The 14711-nt window shown below is 64.9% G+C and carries 13 protein-coding genes and 1 tRNA gene; 8 read left to right on the forward strand and 6 right to left on the reverse strand.

Going from position 1 to position 14711, the window contains the following annotated elements; all coding sequences use genetic code 11:
• Positions 1 to 34: 34 nt before the first annotated feature.
• The gene (locus IVA79_RS12325; RefSeq protein WP_247553232.1) at positions 35 to 5239 is read right to left on the reverse strand and encodes an alpha-2-macroglobulin; all 5205 of its coding nucleotides are present in this window, start codon (positions 5237 to 5239) and stop codon (positions 35 to 37) included.
• 405 nt (positions 5240 to 5644) lie between these two features.
• Here IVA79_RS12325 and IVA79_RS12330 point away from each other — a divergent pair.
• Positions 5645 to 5721 (forward strand) — tRNA-Arg (locus tag IVA79_RS12330).
• 112 nt (positions 5722 to 5833) lie between these two features.
• Positions 5834 to 6076: a hypothetical protein gene (locus IVA79_RS12335; RefSeq protein WP_247553233.1), complete on the forward strand. Its 243-nt coding sequence runs from the start codon at positions 5834 to 5836 to the stop codon at positions 6074 to 6076.
• A 50-nt stretch (positions 6077 to 6126) separates the two neighbouring features.
• Here the strand turns inward: IVA79_RS12335 and IVA79_RS12340 are convergent, their stop codons facing one another.
• Complete coding sequence (locus IVA79_RS12340; RefSeq protein WP_247553234.1) at positions 6127 to 7413, reverse strand: hypothetical protein; 1287 nt, start codon at positions 7411 to 7413, stop codon at positions 6127 to 6129.
• A gap of 117 nt (positions 7414 to 7530) precedes the next feature.
• On the opposite strand from IVA79_RS12340, the gene IVA79_RS12345 reads away from it, so the two are divergent.
• Complete coding sequence (locus IVA79_RS12345) at positions 7531 to 7758, forward strand: DUF2171 domain-containing protein (protein WP_027574503.1); 228 nt, start codon at positions 7531 to 7533, stop codon at positions 7756 to 7758.
• 686 nt (positions 7759 to 8444) lie between these two features.
• Positions 8445 to 8606, forward strand: a complete 162-nt coding sequence (locus tag IVA79_RS12350; RefSeq protein ID WP_247553235.1) for a hypothetical protein — start codon at positions 8445 to 8447, stop codon at positions 8604 to 8606.
• Between the two features lie 275 nt (positions 8607 to 8881).
• Here the strand turns inward: IVA79_RS12350 and IVA79_RS12355 are convergent, their stop codons facing one another.
• The 3 genes from IVA79_RS12355 to IVA79_RS12365 all read right to left on the reverse strand — a co-directional run bounded on the left by IVA79_RS12355 (position 8882) and on the right by IVA79_RS12365 (position 10359).
• The gene (locus tag IVA79_RS12355; protein WP_247553236.1) at positions 8882 to 9643 is read right to left on the reverse strand and encodes a hypothetical protein; all 762 of its coding nucleotides are present in this window, start codon (positions 9641 to 9643) and stop codon (positions 8882 to 8884) included.
• Positions 9644 to 9817: 174 nt separating this feature from the next.
• Positions 9818 to 10036, reverse strand: coding sequence for a hypothetical protein (locus IVA79_RS12360; RefSeq protein ID WP_247553238.1), 219 nt, complete (start codon positions 10034 to 10036; stop codon positions 9818 to 9820).
• 89 nt (positions 10037 to 10125) lie between these two features.
• Positions 10126 to 10359: a hypothetical protein gene (locus IVA79_RS12365; protein WP_247553239.1), complete on the reverse strand. Its 234-nt coding sequence runs from the start codon at positions 10357 to 10359 to the stop codon at positions 10126 to 10128.
• A gap of 261 nt (positions 10360 to 10620) precedes the next feature.
• Here IVA79_RS12365 and IVA79_RS12370 point away from each other — a divergent pair, with 261 nt between their 5' ends.
• On the forward strand, positions 10621 to 10968 hold the full coding sequence (locus IVA79_RS12370; protein ID WP_247553240.1) for a DUF6481 family protein: 348 nt from the start codon (positions 10621 to 10623) through the stop codon (positions 10966 to 10968).
• A gap of 122 nt (positions 10969 to 11090) precedes the next feature.
• Here IVA79_RS12370 and IVA79_RS12375 read toward each other — a convergent pair whose 3' ends face one another.
• Positions 11091 to 11336, reverse strand: coding sequence for a pentapeptide MXKDX repeat protein (locus tag IVA79_RS12375; protein ID WP_247553241.1), 246 nt, complete (start codon positions 11334 to 11336; stop codon positions 11091 to 11093).
• A 331-nt stretch (positions 11337 to 11667) separates the two neighbouring features.
• On the opposite strand from IVA79_RS12375, the gene dctP reads away from it, so the two are divergent.
• From dctP to IVA79_RS12390, 3 genes are read left to right on the forward strand one after another with little or no spacing between them, the layout of a single operon-like run.
• Entirely contained in the window at positions 11668 to 12690 is a 1023-nt protein-coding gene (gene dctP / locus IVA79_RS12380) for a TRAP transporter substrate-binding protein DctP (protein ID WP_247553242.1), read from the forward strand.
• Positions 12687 to 13241: a TRAP transporter small permease gene (locus tag IVA79_RS12385; protein ID WP_247553243.1), complete on the forward strand. Its 555-nt coding sequence runs from the start codon at positions 12687 to 12689 to the stop codon at positions 13239 to 13241. Before dctP ends, IVA79_RS12385 begins: the two co-directional genes overlap by 4 nt.
• Entirely contained in the window at positions 13238 to 14596 is a 1359-nt protein-coding gene (locus IVA79_RS12390) for a TRAP transporter large permease (protein WP_247553244.1), read from the forward strand. Before IVA79_RS12385 ends, IVA79_RS12390 begins: the two co-directional genes overlap by 4 nt.
• The last annotated feature ends 115 nt before the right edge of the window (positions 14597 to 14711 follow it).

The following is a 14711-nucleotide window of genomic DNA, read 5'->3' on the forward strand; positions in this document are numbered from 1 at the left end:
CCGCTCCAGATGGCCTCGCTCATCTCACCACAACTCACTTCGCCGCCCGCACCTCGACGTTGCCCGTGCCCGTCCGACCATAGCGCGAGGTATTGTACATGTCCTCGACATAGGCCTGTGGCAGCACGTACTTGCCCGGCGAGACCGCGCGCACGATGTAGGCGACGGTGAACACCGACTTGGAATCCGAGGCCCGGTCGACTGCCGCGGTGAAGCGGTCGTCGCGGAACTCGGTATCTTCGGGCTCTTCGCCGTCCTCGATCCAGTCCAGCGTGCCGCTATCGCCCGACGACACCAGCTTCGGATTGTCGATCTCGAGGCCGGCGGGCAGATAGTCGGACACCATGATGTGGCCGTACTCCGGCTTGGCCTCGGTGATCTTCAGCACCACCGCAAAGCGCTGGTTCTGCTTGACCTTGCTGATGTCGGCCGGCTTGCCGTCGAGCGTGAAGTAGTTGCGCTCGATCTTGAAGCCGTTCGACGCCGCCGGCTCCGGCGTCACCGGCGAGCCCGACACCGAGACCACGGCTTGCACCGGCGCATCGCCGGTGTTGGTGATCTTCAGTGGCTTGCCGCCCAGCGTGTCCGCCTTGTAGCTGCGGTAGAGCGCGGTCTTCACCGGCTGGCCATCCACCTCCATGGACAGGTTCTCCTTGGCCAGCGCCCGCGCCGCCAGCACCAGCCACGCATTCTCCTGCGTGGAGGTGTAGGGCGTGAGCCCGCGCGCGGTCTCGACCCGCGATACTGCCTGCGTCAGCGTCGCCTTCGGCGCATTGCCTTCGCTGGCGAGCGAGACCAGAGCTGCGGCATCGCGCAACTGCGAACCATAGTCGGTGCGGCCAAACTCCAGCGCCGGCTTCGGCGCGAGGCTGTCGAGCGCGGCGCCATAGACCCGCTCGGCGCGGTTGCGGTCGCCGACCAGGGCCAGTGCCGCCGCAAGCTGCGACTTCGCGATCGGCGTTGCCAGGTTGGCAAGCTTGGTATCGGCGAGATAGCGGAGATCACCGATCGGAGCTGCGCCATTGCGCGCGAGCACGTAGAGGCCGTAGGCGAGATCGCGCCCACCATCCTTCTCCGGCTCGTTCGCGTTGACGACCGAGTTGCGGATACGGTCGAGCGCGTTCTTGAAGAGAACGTCCGGCACCGCAAAACCCTTCTCGCGGGCGCGCGTCAGGAAGTCCGTGACATAGGCGTCCAGCCAGGCATCGTCGCCGCCGGCCGACCACAGGCCGAACGAGCCGTTCGAGCCCTGGCGCGCGAGCAGCCGCTCGATCGCGTCACGGATGCGCTGGTCGACTTCGGTGTCCATCGCCAGATGCGCGCCGGCTGCAAGGTCATTGACGTAAAGCAGCGGCATCGCGCGGCTCGTTATCTGCTCCGAGCAGCCATAGGGATAGCGGTCGAGCGCCTTGAGGATCGTCGCGGCGTCGAGCGCGGTCGACAGGCTCGCCGAGACCGAGACGCTGCCGGTGCCCGGCACGAGGTCGGAGAACATGTCCGAGGTCAGCGTCAGGCTCTCGCCCTTCGCCAGCGTCCGGATCGAACGCCGCGCCAGCACCTGTGTCGCCGCCTTGACGTCGAGCGCATAGTGGCGCGCCAGCGCCAGGCCGTTCGGTCCCTTGATGTCAACGTCGAGCGTCGCCTGCCCCGCCGCGGTCGCATCGATCGCGAGCGCGAAGGAGTTGCGCTGCTTGGCCGCGAGCTTGACCGTGGTGGCGGGATTGCCCGTCATCTTCACCGGGCCGCCCGTCTTGACGTTGATGACGTAGTCGCCGGCCTGGCCCTCGACATTGTCGATCTCGAGGTTGACCGTGCCGTGGTCGCCATTGAGCAGGAATCGCGGCAGCGTCGTGGTCAGCACCACGGGGTCGCGGATCACGACATCGGTGTTGGCGCGGCCGAGCTTGGTCGCGGTCCACGCCGCCGCCATCACGCGCGCGGTGCCGGCGAACTCCGGAATGTCGAAGCTGATTTCCGCGGTGCCGTCAGCGGCGACGGTCACGATGCCCGAATAGAGTGCCAGCGGCTTTTGCGTGGGCGGTGAGCCCTGCAGCTCGCCCGCACCGGCGTCGCCGCCGGACTTGATCTGGCCGCGCGTGCCGGACATGCCGTCGATCAGCTGCCCATAGAGATCGCGGATTTCGGCACTCAGGCGCCGCTGGCCGAGATAGTAATCGTCCGGCGCCGGCGGCTTGTAATTGGTGAGGTTGAGGATGCCGACATCGACCGCGGCGATGACGATCTTGGCGTCCTCGCCCGGATTGAGCCCGTCGAGCTTGACCGGGATCTTCAACGTCGCGTTCGGTCGGATCAGCGCCGGCGGCGACAGCTTCACCTGCAAGGTGCGGGCCTGCTTGTCGATGCCGAACCATTTCAGCCCGATCGCCCGGCCCGGCATGCGCTGGGCAGCGGCATCGAGCGGACGGCGCAGCGTCGCCACCACATAGGCGCCGGTGCCCCAGTCCTTGCCGACCGGAAGCTTCACCTGGGCGGTGCCCTCCTTGACGTCGATGGTCTGCGTCGTCAGGAGGCGATCGCCGAGCACGTTGATCGTGAGCTTGCCGGCGCTGCGGACGTTCACCGACACTGTCATGGTGTCGCCGGAGGAATATTGCGGCTTGTCGATCGAAGTCTCCAACAGGTCCGGCGTGTCGGCGCTGCCGTCAGAATACCAACCGACGTCGAACTGCACCGAGGTCACCGGGCCATCGGCCTCGTTCGACTTCACGTCGAGGCGGTAGCGACCGGGCTGGGGACTAAGCGAAATCCGCGACGGCTTGTCGGCGGCGATCGTGACGTCGCCGTCGGCGACGCGCGAGGTCGACTTGACCGGCTCGTACTCCCAGTAATTGTTCTGGCGATACCATTGATAGCGCGACTCCATCTTCAGGAGCTCGTAACGCAGGCCGTCCCGGCGCAGCCTCTCACCCTCAGGCGAGACGAACACCACATCGAACTCGGCCTTGTCGCCCTCGGCGACGTTCTTGTCGCCGAATAGCGGCTTGACGCCGATCTGCGCCGCATTGGGCGCGACCGGCAGGACGATCTTGCGCTCGACGGCGCGGCCGCCGGTTTCCACCATGCGCACGAAGATCTGCGCCTCCTGCGGACGGCTCGAGGCCGGCTGCTTGTCCAGCGTCACCGGGAAGGTCGCAACGCCGTTGGCGTCGGCCTCCGGCAGGTTCTCCAGCGGCGTGCGCTCGTTGGATGTGGTCTCCTCGTCGGCGACGCCGAACTGGTAGCCGGCAAAGCCGGGACGCTCGCTCGCGGGCGCGACCAGCATGTCGCCTTCGAGCGCAAGGCCCGAGGCCGGCGCGCCATAGAGGAAATGGCCGTCCGCCTTCAGCTCCACTGGAGCGTTAGCTTTGATCAGCTTGTCCTTGGCGGACAAGTCGAATTCGATCCTGTCCGGGACGTAATCCTCGACCATGAAGGTGGTCTCGCCGACCGAGGAGCCCTTCGGGTCGGTGAAGGCGCGCACCCGCCAGGTCCCGGTCGGCACGGCCGAGTTGAGCGTCACGGCCAGCGTGCGGCCACCGGCGCCCTGGTCGGCCAGCACAGCGCGGCGGAATTCGACGCCGTCGGGGCGCTCGATCACCAGCGTCAGCGGCCCGCCGGTGACGGCATTGCCCTGCCCGTCGCGCAAGAGCGCCGTGAGATAGACGGTCTCGCTGGAGCGATAAACGCCGCGCTCGGCATAGACGAAGGCGTCGGCGCCGGCCGGCACGGCGCGGCCGGAGACGCCGCGGTCGGACAGGTCGAAGGCGGAGGACTTCAGGCTGAGGAAGGCATAGTCGGCCTTCTCGCCAGTAACGGTCAGCATCGCCGGCGACAGCCCGCCCTCGCCGCGCGCAAGGCCGGCCTCGAACAGCACGTGGCCGCTCTCGTCGGTCTTGCGGGTGGCCAGGATCTCGTTGTTGCGGGCAACCAGCCGCACCTCGGCCTTGCCGACCGGGTCGGTCGAGGCCAGCGAGTTGACGAACACGTGGATACCGTCATTGCCGGAATAGGCCGACAGGCCGAGATCAGAGACGATGAACCATTGCGTGGCGAGCTGGTACTCGTCGTCGGAGCCCGGTCCCTTGGCCGCCGCAGTCATGACGTAGACACCGGGCTGGAGCTCGCCGAGGGCCTGATCGACCGGGAATGCCGTGGTGACGTCCTGGTTCAGCGTCATCGCGGTCGCGAGCTCGCCGGTCCAGACCTTGACGCCGCGCTCGTCGCCGAGATCGCTGAGCTGGTACTTCGTCAGCGTCTTCTGGAAGTCGCTGTCGACCACCGTGTTGATCAAATTGCGGTCGCCGATCCGGAACACGTTGATGTTGACCGCTGGCGTGTTGACGCTGACCACGGGAATGCCGCGCTGGCCCGTCTTCGGCAGCACATAGGCCCGGCTGGTGAAGCGCACGAAGGGTTTGCGGTCGCGCACATAGACGTTGAACTCGGCCGATTTCGGCAGGCCTTCCTTCACCGTGGACGGCAGGCCGGCGCGCAAATTGATGTTGTAGCGCTCACCGTGCTTCAATCCGTCGACGCAGAGCTGCTTGCCTTCGGCCGACAGCGCCGGCTTGTCCTGGCCCGCCAGCGCCAGGAACGGCGCGAAGTCGGTGCGTTTTGCCAGCTCCTCCGAGAACTGGAAGCAGGCGCGCGGGCTCGCCGAATCCGAGTCCACGGTATAATCGAGCAGGCGGAAGCCGTGCTCATCGCGCATCTTCTCATACTGGCCGCGGACGTCGGCGACCTCGCGCATGTCGAGCGACAGCCGCAGCGCATCCAGCGCCGGCCGCCACAATTTCCGTTCCGCCAGCGACTTGCCGAGCACGGCGAGCGCGTCCGCCTCCTCGCCCGCATTGCCGGCGCGCTGGTAGGCGATGTAGGCCGCGGTCGAAGCGCGCTCCAGCAGGAACGTCTGCTCGCTCGAGCTTTTCGGCGAGATCTGGAAGATGACCTTGGCGAGCCGCAGCCAGTTGCCGGTATCTTCCGGCGTGGTGGCCGCAATCTGGCCGAGCACCGACAGCCCCGTGCGGTAATCATTACGCCGGAAGGCGGCGTCGGCGTCCGTCTTCAGCGTCGCATTGGACTTGGCGACCGGCCCCGCCTCGCTCTTGATCTGGGCCTCCAGTTTGATCGCGGAATCGGCGAGATCGTCGCGCTTGAAGGCTTTGTCAGCGGCTTGGGCTACGCTGAGGCCGAGCGCCAGCGTGGCGCAGAGTGTGACGGCGCGAACAAGACCGATCATGAGGGACTCCCGGAAATAGCGGACAGGCGCCCGCTGGCAGCATGAAATGCGCGGAAAGGTGACAGACTCAAGGCGATGGAACCAAAGGTGCAAATCGTCGCATTCGCCATGGCAAGGCAAGCCCAGAGGAGACCGATCAAGCGATCGCCGCGCACGCCCGTCCTGATGGCGCCGCAACACCTGACTCGTCGTCCGGCGGCCACATCCCGGAAGCTGGTCAACGTTCCCGGCGATGTGATTCATCGTCCAGTCCGCTGCCGCTCAACCCGGCACCCTGACATGCCACCGTTCCGCTTTGTCGCGGCATTGAGGAAAACGGTTCGGTTCAGGCTTGGCGAAAGACGATATTTTTCATATTGGCATGTGAGATGAACAGCCAGCCCCCAAGACGGGGCGGCTCCAGACGGTCCCGTAGCTCAACTGGATAGAGTAGCGGATTTCTACTCCGCGGGTTGCAGGTTCGAGTCCTGCCGGGATCGCCAATTTACCAATCAACCGCCCTTCACGAACGCGTGGGTAACCATACGCCGGCCTTTGAACGACGCCGATCAGCCCTATCTATGCGCCGGGTGAGATGCGCCCGACAGGTTTTTGATGCAGCAATCCGAATTGACGAGAATGGCGATCGCATCTGTGGTGGCGATCGGTGCAATGTCGTATCTGGCAATCGACGCAGGCGTGGTGAACACCAGTGTGGTCACCAGGCCGATCAAGGTGGCTCAAGCCTCTATCATTGGCGGCACGATTGGCCAGCCTCACCTCGCCTTTGCCGTTGAGGAATGGACCCGTCGCGGCCACGAGAAGCCGCGCCTGGAGCATTGCCTGGCGATCGATTGATCGAAGCGCCGCCTTCCTGCGCTATCGTCCTCCCGCTATCGGCGAGACATTCATCCTTCACCGCCTGCCCATTGATGGGCCCGCCACCACCGCGCAACCGACGCGGTGAGATCGTCCCACAGCTCCGTCGGCAAATCCGGGACCGTCACCCGGACGCTGTACTGATCCGTGGTCGCGTCGTGAAACCACTCGGTCGCGGCGAAGTCGAAACCGAAGCTGCCGGCGTGGCGGATCGGGAAGCCGTCTGCGCGCAGATCGTTGCTCATGTCCTCGGCAGCCTGCCGCGCGCTCGGCTCGTCGAGGGGGCGCTTGCCCCGCAAGGTGACGTAGAGACCGTGGGTGAAATGGAGTTCGGCCGATCGCGCCGGGAGCGTCGCGGCAAGATATCGAGCCATGCGGCGGCTATTGCGCAAGATTGCCGCGACGCGGCGCTTCGTGAGGGCCAAGTAGGCCGCGCTGCCCACAAAGGGCGGGAAATGCGCCGGCAACGCCGCACCGCCGAGAAGTCGCACCGCGTTGCGGGTTTCGGACGCCAGACGTGTCCATTCAGGGCGTCCTGCCCGCTCCTGGCGCTCATTCCGGTGCACGAAAACGGCCGAGCCGAGCCGGCCATATTCGGCCCCGAGCGAATCGAGCTTGTTGTGGCTTCGCACCAGCACCAGAGGAATTCCGTATCGGCGGGCCCACCTCAGGACACGCCTGATCCGGCCCGAGCGGCCCGCGAAGCATGTCGTATCGAAAACCAGAAGATCGAGACCCGCGCCGTCACTTCGCAGCGCCGCCTCGAAAGCGCCGGCGAGAGAGCAGGAATCCAACAGGAGAATTCGTGGCGAAGCCGCCGACGCAAACGCATCGCCCGGCGGCAGACTCAATGCCACGAGCCGCAAATGAGGAACAAAGCCCCGAACCAGCTCCAGCGTCTCGCCGTAGGAGCCTGGAAGCACCAGGACATCGGCCTTCTCGACGATGTGCGCGGAGGCCAGCAGCACGGCGGAAATCGCGGCCATGCCTGAGGCCGTATAGATCGCCGTGCTCGTGCAGCCGCAGTCGAACTCATAGAATGAAGGACCGCGCACCGTCAGATCGGCCCGCTGGTAGTCGTAACTGAACTCGAACGGCCCGCTGGCGGGTTCGGCCGTATGCGACCAGGCCGTCTCCGTCGCCTTCCACTCATGCAATTCGTGCTCTGCCCTCAGCGCCGCAGTGATCTGGAACTTGGATCTGACGACGTCGTCGACGGAACGCGGACGCGCTAAATCGAGCCGGTTTCTCAGGCAATCGTTCAACAGCCTGAGTTCCTCATGCTTTCGCTCCAGATAGGCTTCAATGGTCTCCATGAGCGTCTTGTCAGATCCGATCGGACGTTCAACGTGCGGGAACCGCCTTGGGTCCAACGCCCGCCCGCTGCAACGAACATCGGTCCTGGCCGTTGAGATCTATGCAAGGAGGACAACATGGCTGACATCAGAGAGCACATGAAAATCATCGGCAAGGACGGCGCACATGTCGGCACCGTCGACCGCGTCGAGGGCAACCGGATCAAGCTGACGCGCAAGGACAGCCCGGAAGGTCACAAGGACCATCATCACTACATCGACACGAAATATGTCGGTGCCGTCGAAGGCGACGTCGTCAAGCTTTCAGTGAATGCCGACGCAGTCCCGAAGACGGAGGCCGCCTAAAACTCAAAGCCCCTTCGGGGGCTTTTTGTTTGTTCACGATCCGAACGGGCCGCTCCGCGCAACGCCGGGCATCGACCCGCGGCAATAAATGCGAAGCAGCGTGGAACGAGATCACGACCGGCACGTTGAACGGCTTGAAATCAGTGGTGCCGACCTCCCAGCCCCGGTCGGCTTTGAAGAGCCCCGTGCTCGTCCCCCGAGCACGGGGCCTTCTCATGCAGACCAATGGGCCGATCATGCTCGGCCTGATATCGCTAATTTTCCCGAGAAATGCCCTCAGTCCGCCCGCTCGCCGCGCTGGTCGCGGGCGAGTTCGTGCCAGGCCAGCGCCAGTTGGATCAGGCGTTGCCGATCGGCACCTTCCGATGCCGCGGCCCGCTTCATCGCCGCCTCGGCTTCATGCTGTGGGTCGTACTTAGGACACATGAGGCCGACTCTATCCGGCCATCTGGACAAGCGCATGGCAATTTCGTCCGTATGATTGCGGGGTGACGTCGCGGTCTCAGGGCTGGGCGTGCGTCTGGCCACCCTCGCCTCACCTCATCCATGCGCTGATTGCGAAGCCCTGAGGATGAGCTTCATTCGGACGATCTGTGAATGGCGTCACAGTCTTGACCCTGCATCTCGGCTAAACATGCTCTCGACGCTTCCAGGAGCGCGCGAGGGCATCGATGGTGTATTCCGTCATGACACAAGAAGCAGCCGCCTCAACCAACGTCCCGACGCAACGACACAGGAGCCATCTGGTCGGCGTTGCCTATCTCGGGACCATCGGCATCGTGATGGTGGTCTGGATCGCCGGCCTGGTCTGGGGCGCGATGGCGTTCTTCAACTGGCTCGTGTCCTGACGCGGGGCGATCCTTCCCTCGGCTCGCCGCGCTAAATCAGGCAGTGCAGCACCTGCCCAAGCTTGATCCCGCCGCAAACGATCATGGCCCAAAGCGCCAAGCTGATCTGGATTGCATCCAGCATGTCCCACGTCCCCGCGAATCATCCCGACATTTTCTTTTGAGACTTGCGTGAGGCGGCAACGAGCGCCAGCGCCAATTTGAAACAATCGCTGGCGCATAAGAAAAAGGCGGGGCCGCGGCCCGCCTCTGCGTTTAAATCCGGTTTGGAAAATTCAGTAGCAGGCGCGGGGATCGGCCTGCACATACTGGCCGCTCGGATAGCGGTAATAGCAAGCGCCCTGCGCCCAGTAATAACCGGGCTGGGATGCGGCGGTGGCGCCCGCGATAGCGCCGGTTGCGCCGCCGAGAACCGCGCCGGCGGCAGCTCCTGTCGCGTTGCCTGAGATCAGTCCGCCCAGCACGCCGCCGACGATGGCGCCGCCAAGCGCGCTCGCGCCGGGATCAGACGGTGGCGGAGGCGGAGGTGCATAGGCGACTGGAGGTGGCGGTGGAGCATAGGCCACCGGTACGTCGTCGTAATACTCCTCCGAGATGTAGGCGGGCGGGCCAGCCATGCGCTGCGGATAATAATACCAGACACCGCCAACGTCCCACCACCAGCCGGAGCGGCCGTTGTGGACCTCGTGGCGCCAGCGCCCGCCATCCCAGGCGCGATTGCCACGGTAGGTGTGTCCGCCCCAGTCGCGCGTCGGAGCGGGACCGCGAGCGACATAACGTCCGGGCGGCGGGCCGCCGGCGCCGTGCGGACCGGGGCCTGCATGGGGCTGCGGCGCGGGCCGGGCCGCCTGCTGCGGCGGCGGGCCCTTGCGCATGTTCTGATTATTCGGGGGCGGCGCCCCTGCGGCCGGACCGGCGGCCGGAGGCTGGCCGGCCTCCCTTGGCGGCCTGGCCTCCTGGGCCTGCGCCGGCAGCGCGAGCAGCGACATGGCCGAAACCAAGGGAATGATGATCTTCATGCGGCTGGACGCACTCATGCGTGCTTGACCCCCTACTCTCTCGAATGCCGTGGTGCCTGGCGCGATAGACGATTCGCCTCGCCCCTAGCTTGATGCCGGCTGACATAGCTGACCTGCTTTGGTCGGCGAAGTCCCGTTACAAATGATTAAGATCAGGGCGACTTTCGTCCCGAGGGGGTACGCTGGAACGCTCTAGCGGGCCGGCTCGATCACGTTGCAATTGCTGCGCCCGGACATCAGGCAGTCCTGCATCTTGCTGGCCGCGGTGAGGTCCCGAGCGAGCCACCAGCCGACACCGAGGATCACGATCGCGATGATCAAGCCGGCGATCGCGCCGCGGCGGTTATCGCCGGATGGAGGCTTCGGCCGGGATTTCGGCTTCTCGCCGGGTTCAGGTTGGGATGGGGACATGGCTACCTGGTCGCGCGGGCAACCGGCTTATCACCTCTGCGACGTCCCGTCACATCTCCAGTTAGCCAGCTCGGTCCGGCGTCCCAGGTTCAGCCTCTGGTCGCTCGCATCGCCTCCTTGCGCGAGGTTTCGACCGCCGGAATCGCCTGGACCCGCGGGGCGCAGGTCGTGAGCACGAACGCGGTCTGGGTACATTCCCAGCCGGCGCCCAGGACGGCACTCTCGATCGGTTGCGGACGCGCGAGCAGCAGCATGGCACCGGCCGCGGTGACCACGACGAAGGCAATTGCGAGCGCCTTCAAGCTCAATCTCGAGATCGTCATGCCCGTGCTCCGTATCGGGGGCGGACGCTAGGCGTCGCGCTCGTGGTCCCTTATGAGGGACATCACAATTCGGCAGTTTTTCCGGGCTACGAGAGATCGTCGGAGGGGCGATTTTTCGTCGACCTGATCGGCTGCGATTATGGGTGGCTTCGCGACGCGCGGCGATGTACACGCTTCTGCGTCGCGTGGCGCCCGCTATGCCCAGCCGACGTACCAACAGGCAGTGATTTAGGATCGAAAGCGAGGAAGACAAGGCTGTCGATGAGTGGATTCAGGGAACCCGGCTTCACAGACCGGCAAAAGGCGGCGCAGGAAGCCCGCAAGAATCTTTTGAACAAATTCAAATCCCAACCGGGGCCCGATGATCCCGCGGTTGCGGCGAAGCGTGCCGAACGCGAGGCTCTCGCGGCCAAGCGCGCCGAAGCAAAGGCCGCGCGCGAGGCTGAAAAAGCCGAGCAGAAGCGCCTCGCGGAAGAAGCAGCCGCCGCGGAAGCCGCACGGCTTGCGCGTGAGGCCGAGGAAGCGGTCGCTAGGGCGGCTGAGCTCGAAGCCGAGCAGAAGGCCAAGCGCGATGCGCGCTACGCCGCCCGCAAGGCCAAGCGCAAGTAACGATCACACTTCACGTTCAATTGAATTGAACTGATACCTTGCTTCCCGGGACGGTCCGTACGACCGCCCCAGGACGTTCGAGAGCGTTTGCGTATCGCAAACGCCGCAGCGCCGGTCGAAGATCAGTTCTTCTTCATCATCCCGTCGTCTTTCTTCATCCCGTCCTTCGACATGTGGTCCTTCTTCATGCCGTCGTCCTTGGACATGGTGTCCTTTTTCATCATGCCGTCCTTGGACATCGTATCTTTCTTCATCATCCCGTCATCCTTGCCCATCTTGTCCTGAGCAAAGGCGGCCGGCGCAAACGCGAGGCCAAACGAGAGAGCGGCTGCCGAGACGCCGAGCACGATACGGGTGCGAATGGTCATGGATCTTCTTCCCTTCGAAGTGATGTTTGTCAGCGACGGACGCCGCTATCCAATCTCGACGGACGGACCGCCTGCGTTGTTACGCCGCCGCCAATAAATTTTGGCGATCCCGCTGTGGTCCGTCGTTCGGAGGAGCCCACAGCCCGCCGCGGCGATCGGAAGTGTGCAGCGCAGCACGACCAGGACTTGCCGCGGCATTCAGTCTCGAACTATCAGATGAGAGATCATCGGGTGAAAGACCGGCTAGGATGGGCCCACGCACCGGTCACACATGACCCGCCCAATCACGTCCAACAAGAACTGTTCGAAGAACCGTCTGAGGGAACACACCATGCTCACGCGCCGCCATCTGATAGCGACAGCCGTCGCCGCACCCGCCATCCTCCGCTTCGGCACCGGCACCGCGCAGGCCGCGACCACGCTGAAGATCTCGCACCAGTTTCCGGGCGGCACCATCGATAAGGGCGATTTCCGCGACCGGCTCTGCCGCATGTTTGCCGCCGAGATTGCCAAGCGCAGCAATGGCGACATCGCCGCCGAGATCTATCCGAACTCCTCGCTGATCAAGACCAACGCGCAGTTCTCCGCGATGCGCAAGGGCGCGCTCGATATCAGCCTCTATCCGATGCCCTATGCCGGAGGCGAGGTGCCGGAAACCAATATCGGCCTGATGCCCGGCCTCGTCACCACCTACGATCAGGGCCTGCGCTGGAAGAAAGAGCCGGTCGGCAAGGCGCTGACCGATTTCCTCGCCGACAAGGGCATCATCCTGCTCACCTGGGTCTGGCAGGCCGGCGGCGTCGCCAGCCGTTCCAAGCCGATCGTCGCCCCTGAAGATGCCAAGGGCCTGAAGGTGCGCGGCGGCTCGCGCGAAATGGACATGGTGCTGCAGACCGCCGGCGCCTCGGTACTGTCGGTGCCGTCGAACGAGATCTACGCGGCGATGCAGACCGGTGCCTGCGATGCCGGCATCACCTCCTCCACCAGCCTGATCTCGTTCCGTCTTGAAGAGGTCGCCAAATCCCTGACCTCGGGCGCCGGCGCCTCCTACTGGTTCATGCTCGAGCCGCTGATGATGTCGAAGGCGATCTTCGACAAGCTGCCGAAGAATCATCAGGACGTCCTGCTCGCGGTCGGCACCGAGCTCGAAGCCTTCGGCCGCAAGGGCGCGCAGGACGACGATGTCGAGGTCGCCAAGGTCTATGAGAAGGCTGGCGCCAAAGTCTCGGCGCTCGACGCTGCGACCGTCGGCAAGTGGCGCGACATCGCCCGCGACACGGCCTGGAAGGACTACGCCGCCAAGACCGCGACCGCGGCGAACCTGCTCAAGCTCGCCACCGACGTCGCGGCATGAGCCACGGTCCGCTTCCGGATCGTGACGGCCCGGCAAACGCTGCCGCAGGCACCGGCCCTGCGGCGGCGATTGATCGAGTCCTTGCCATCCTCAACACCATCATCGTGGTGTTCGCAGCGGTCGCGCTGGTCGCCGCTTGCGTGATCCTGAGCTACAGCGTGCTCAGCCGCGCGCTGTTCAAGGCCGCCAATTACTGGCAGGACGAGGCCGCCGTGTTCCTCCTGGTGGGCGCGACCTTCATGACGGCGGCCTATGTGCAGCAGAACCGCGGTCACATCGGCATCGAGGCCTTTGTCGGCCTGCTGTCGCCGCTGGCGAACCGGATCAGGCTCTGGCTGGTCGACGCCGCCACGTTCCTGTTCTGCGCCTTCTTCACCTGGAAATCCTGGACGCTGGCCCATGAAGCCTATGTCGACGGCCAGGTCTCCAACTCGATGTGGTCACCGCCGCTCGCCATCCCCTATTCGCTGATGGCACTCGGCATGAGCCTGCTCTGCATCCAGATCCTCGTGCAGCTTGCGCTGCCCTTCACCGGAGCCAAGCGTTCATGAGCGTATTCGGTATCGGCGTCGCCTACGGCGTTGCGACGCTGCTGATAATGTTCTCGGGCATGCCGATCGCGTTCGCGCTCGGCGCGGTCGCGGTCGTGTTCATGGGCATCTACATGCCCGCCGCTTCGCTCGATACGGTGACGCAGAACGTCTACGAGGAAATGGCCTCGATCACGCTTCTGTCGATCCCGCTCTTCATCCTGAAGGGCGCCGCGATCGGCAAGTCGCGCGCGGGCCAGGATCTCTATTCGGCCCTGCATGCCTGGCTGCATCGCGTCCCCGGCGGCCTCGGCGTCGCCAACGTGTTCGCCTGCGCGCTATTCGCGGCAATGGCCGGCTCCTCGCCCGCGACCTGCTCGGCGATCGGTTCGGCCGGCATCCCCGAGATGCGCAAGCGCGGCTATTCCGGCGGCTTTGCCGCCGGCATCATCGCGGCCGGCGGCACGCTCGGCATCCTGCTGCCGCCCTCGATCACCATGATCCTGTTCGCCGTCGCCGCGGAAAAGTCGCTGGGGCGGCTGTTCCTCGCCGGCATCGGCCCCGGCCTGCTGCTGGTCTCGCTGTTCGGCGCTTACGCCGTGATCCGCTTCCGACAGGAATACGCAGCCGCTGAAGCCGTCTACAAGAACGGCGGACCGGAAGCCGCGATCCTGGCCCGCGACGAATACACGTTGGCCGAACGCTTCAGCGTGCTGCCGCGCGTCATCCCCTTCGTGTTGCTGCTGACCGGCGTCATGATCGCGCTTTATGGCGGCTACGCCACGCCGTCGGAAACAGCGGGCCTCGGCGGGCTGCTGGCGTTGGCGCTGATCGCGGCGATCTACAGCGTGTGGCGGCCGAGCGATCTCGCCCCGATCATGAAATCGACGATCCGGGAATCGACCATGCTGATGATGATCATCGGCATGTCGCTGCTCTATTCCTATGTGATGAGCTATCTGCACATCTCGCAATCGGTCGCAGAATCCATCGTCGCGATGCACCTGCCGCGCTGGGAGCTGCTGTTCGCGATCCTCGTCATGGTCGTCGTGCTCGGCTTCTTCTTGCCGCCGGTCTCGATCATCCTGATGACGGCGCCGATCATCCTGCCGCCGCTCCGCGCCGCCAATTTCGACATCATCTGGTTCGGCGTCGTGATGACCATCGTGATGGAGATGGGGCTGATCCACCCGCCCGTCGGGCTCAACATCTTCGTCATCCGCAACGTCGCGCCGGACATTCCCTTGCGCGAGGTGATCTGGGGCACCCTGCCCTTCGTGCTGCTGATGATGCTCGCGGTGTTGCTGCTGTGCCTCGTGCCGGGGATTTCGACCGGCCTGCCGGACCTCGTGATGGGGCCGGACGGGAGCAGATGACGCCGCGTAGGGTGGGTTAGCTGGGCGGATGCGCAAGGCGCAATCCGCGCGGCGTAACCCACCAACTTCGCACACGCTGAAGCATGGTGGGTTACGCCTTGCATATGCGCTTTGC

Source organism: Bradyrhizobium sp. 138 (assembly GCF_023074075.1).
GTDB lineage: Bacteria > Pseudomonadota > Alphaproteobacteria > Rhizobiales > Xanthobacteraceae > Bradyrhizobium.

Bases quoted from the DNA above. Each gene is read 5' to 3' on its own strand.
- IVA79_RS12325 (WP_247553232.1), bottom strand. From the start codon at position 5,239: ATGATCGGTCTTGTTCGCGCCGTCACACTCTGCGCCACGCTGGCGCTC.
- IVA79_RS12335 (WP_247553233.1), top strand. From the start codon at position 5,834: ATGCAGCAATCCGAATTGACGAGAATGGCGATCGCATCTGTGGTGGCG.
- IVA79_RS12340 (WP_247553234.1), bottom strand. From the start codon at position 7,413: ATGGAGACCATTGAAGCCTATCTGGAGCGAAAGCATGAGGAACTCAGG.
- IVA79_RS12345 (WP_027574503.1), top strand. From the start codon at position 7,531: ATGGCTGACATCAGAGAGCACATGAAAATCATCGGCAAGGACGGCGCA.
- IVA79_RS12350 (WP_247553235.1), top strand. From the start codon at position 8,445: ATGACACAAGAAGCAGCCGCCTCAACCAACGTCCCGACGCAACGACAC.
- IVA79_RS12355 (WP_247553236.1), bottom strand. From the start codon at position 9,643: ATGAGTGCGTCCAGCCGCATGAAGATCATCATTCCCTTGGTTTCGGCC.
- IVA79_RS12360 (WP_247553238.1), bottom strand. From the start codon at position 10,036: ATGTCCCCATCCCAACCTGAACCCGGCGAGAAGCCGAAATCCCGGCCG.
- IVA79_RS12365 (WP_247553239.1), bottom strand. From the start codon at position 10,359: ATGACGATCTCGAGATTGAGCTTGAAGGCGCTCGCAATTGCCTTCGTC.
- IVA79_RS12370 (WP_247553240.1), top strand. From the start codon at position 10,621: ATGAGTGGATTCAGGGAACCCGGCTTCACAGACCGGCAAAAGGCGGCG.
- IVA79_RS12375 (WP_247553241.1), bottom strand. From the start codon at position 11,336: ATGACCATTCGCACCCGTATCGTGCTCGGCGTCTCGGCAGCCGCTCTC.
- dctP (WP_247553242.1), top strand. From the start codon at position 11,668: ATGCTCACGCGCCGCCATCTGATAGCGACAGCCGTCGCCGCACCCGCC.
- IVA79_RS12385 (WP_247553243.1), top strand. From the start codon at position 12,687: ATGAGCCACGGTCCGCTTCCGGATCGTGACGGCCCGGCAAACGCTGCC.
- IVA79_RS12390 (WP_247553244.1), top strand. From the start codon at position 13,238: ATGAGCGTATTCGGTATCGGCGTCGCCTACGGCGTTGCGACGCTGCTG.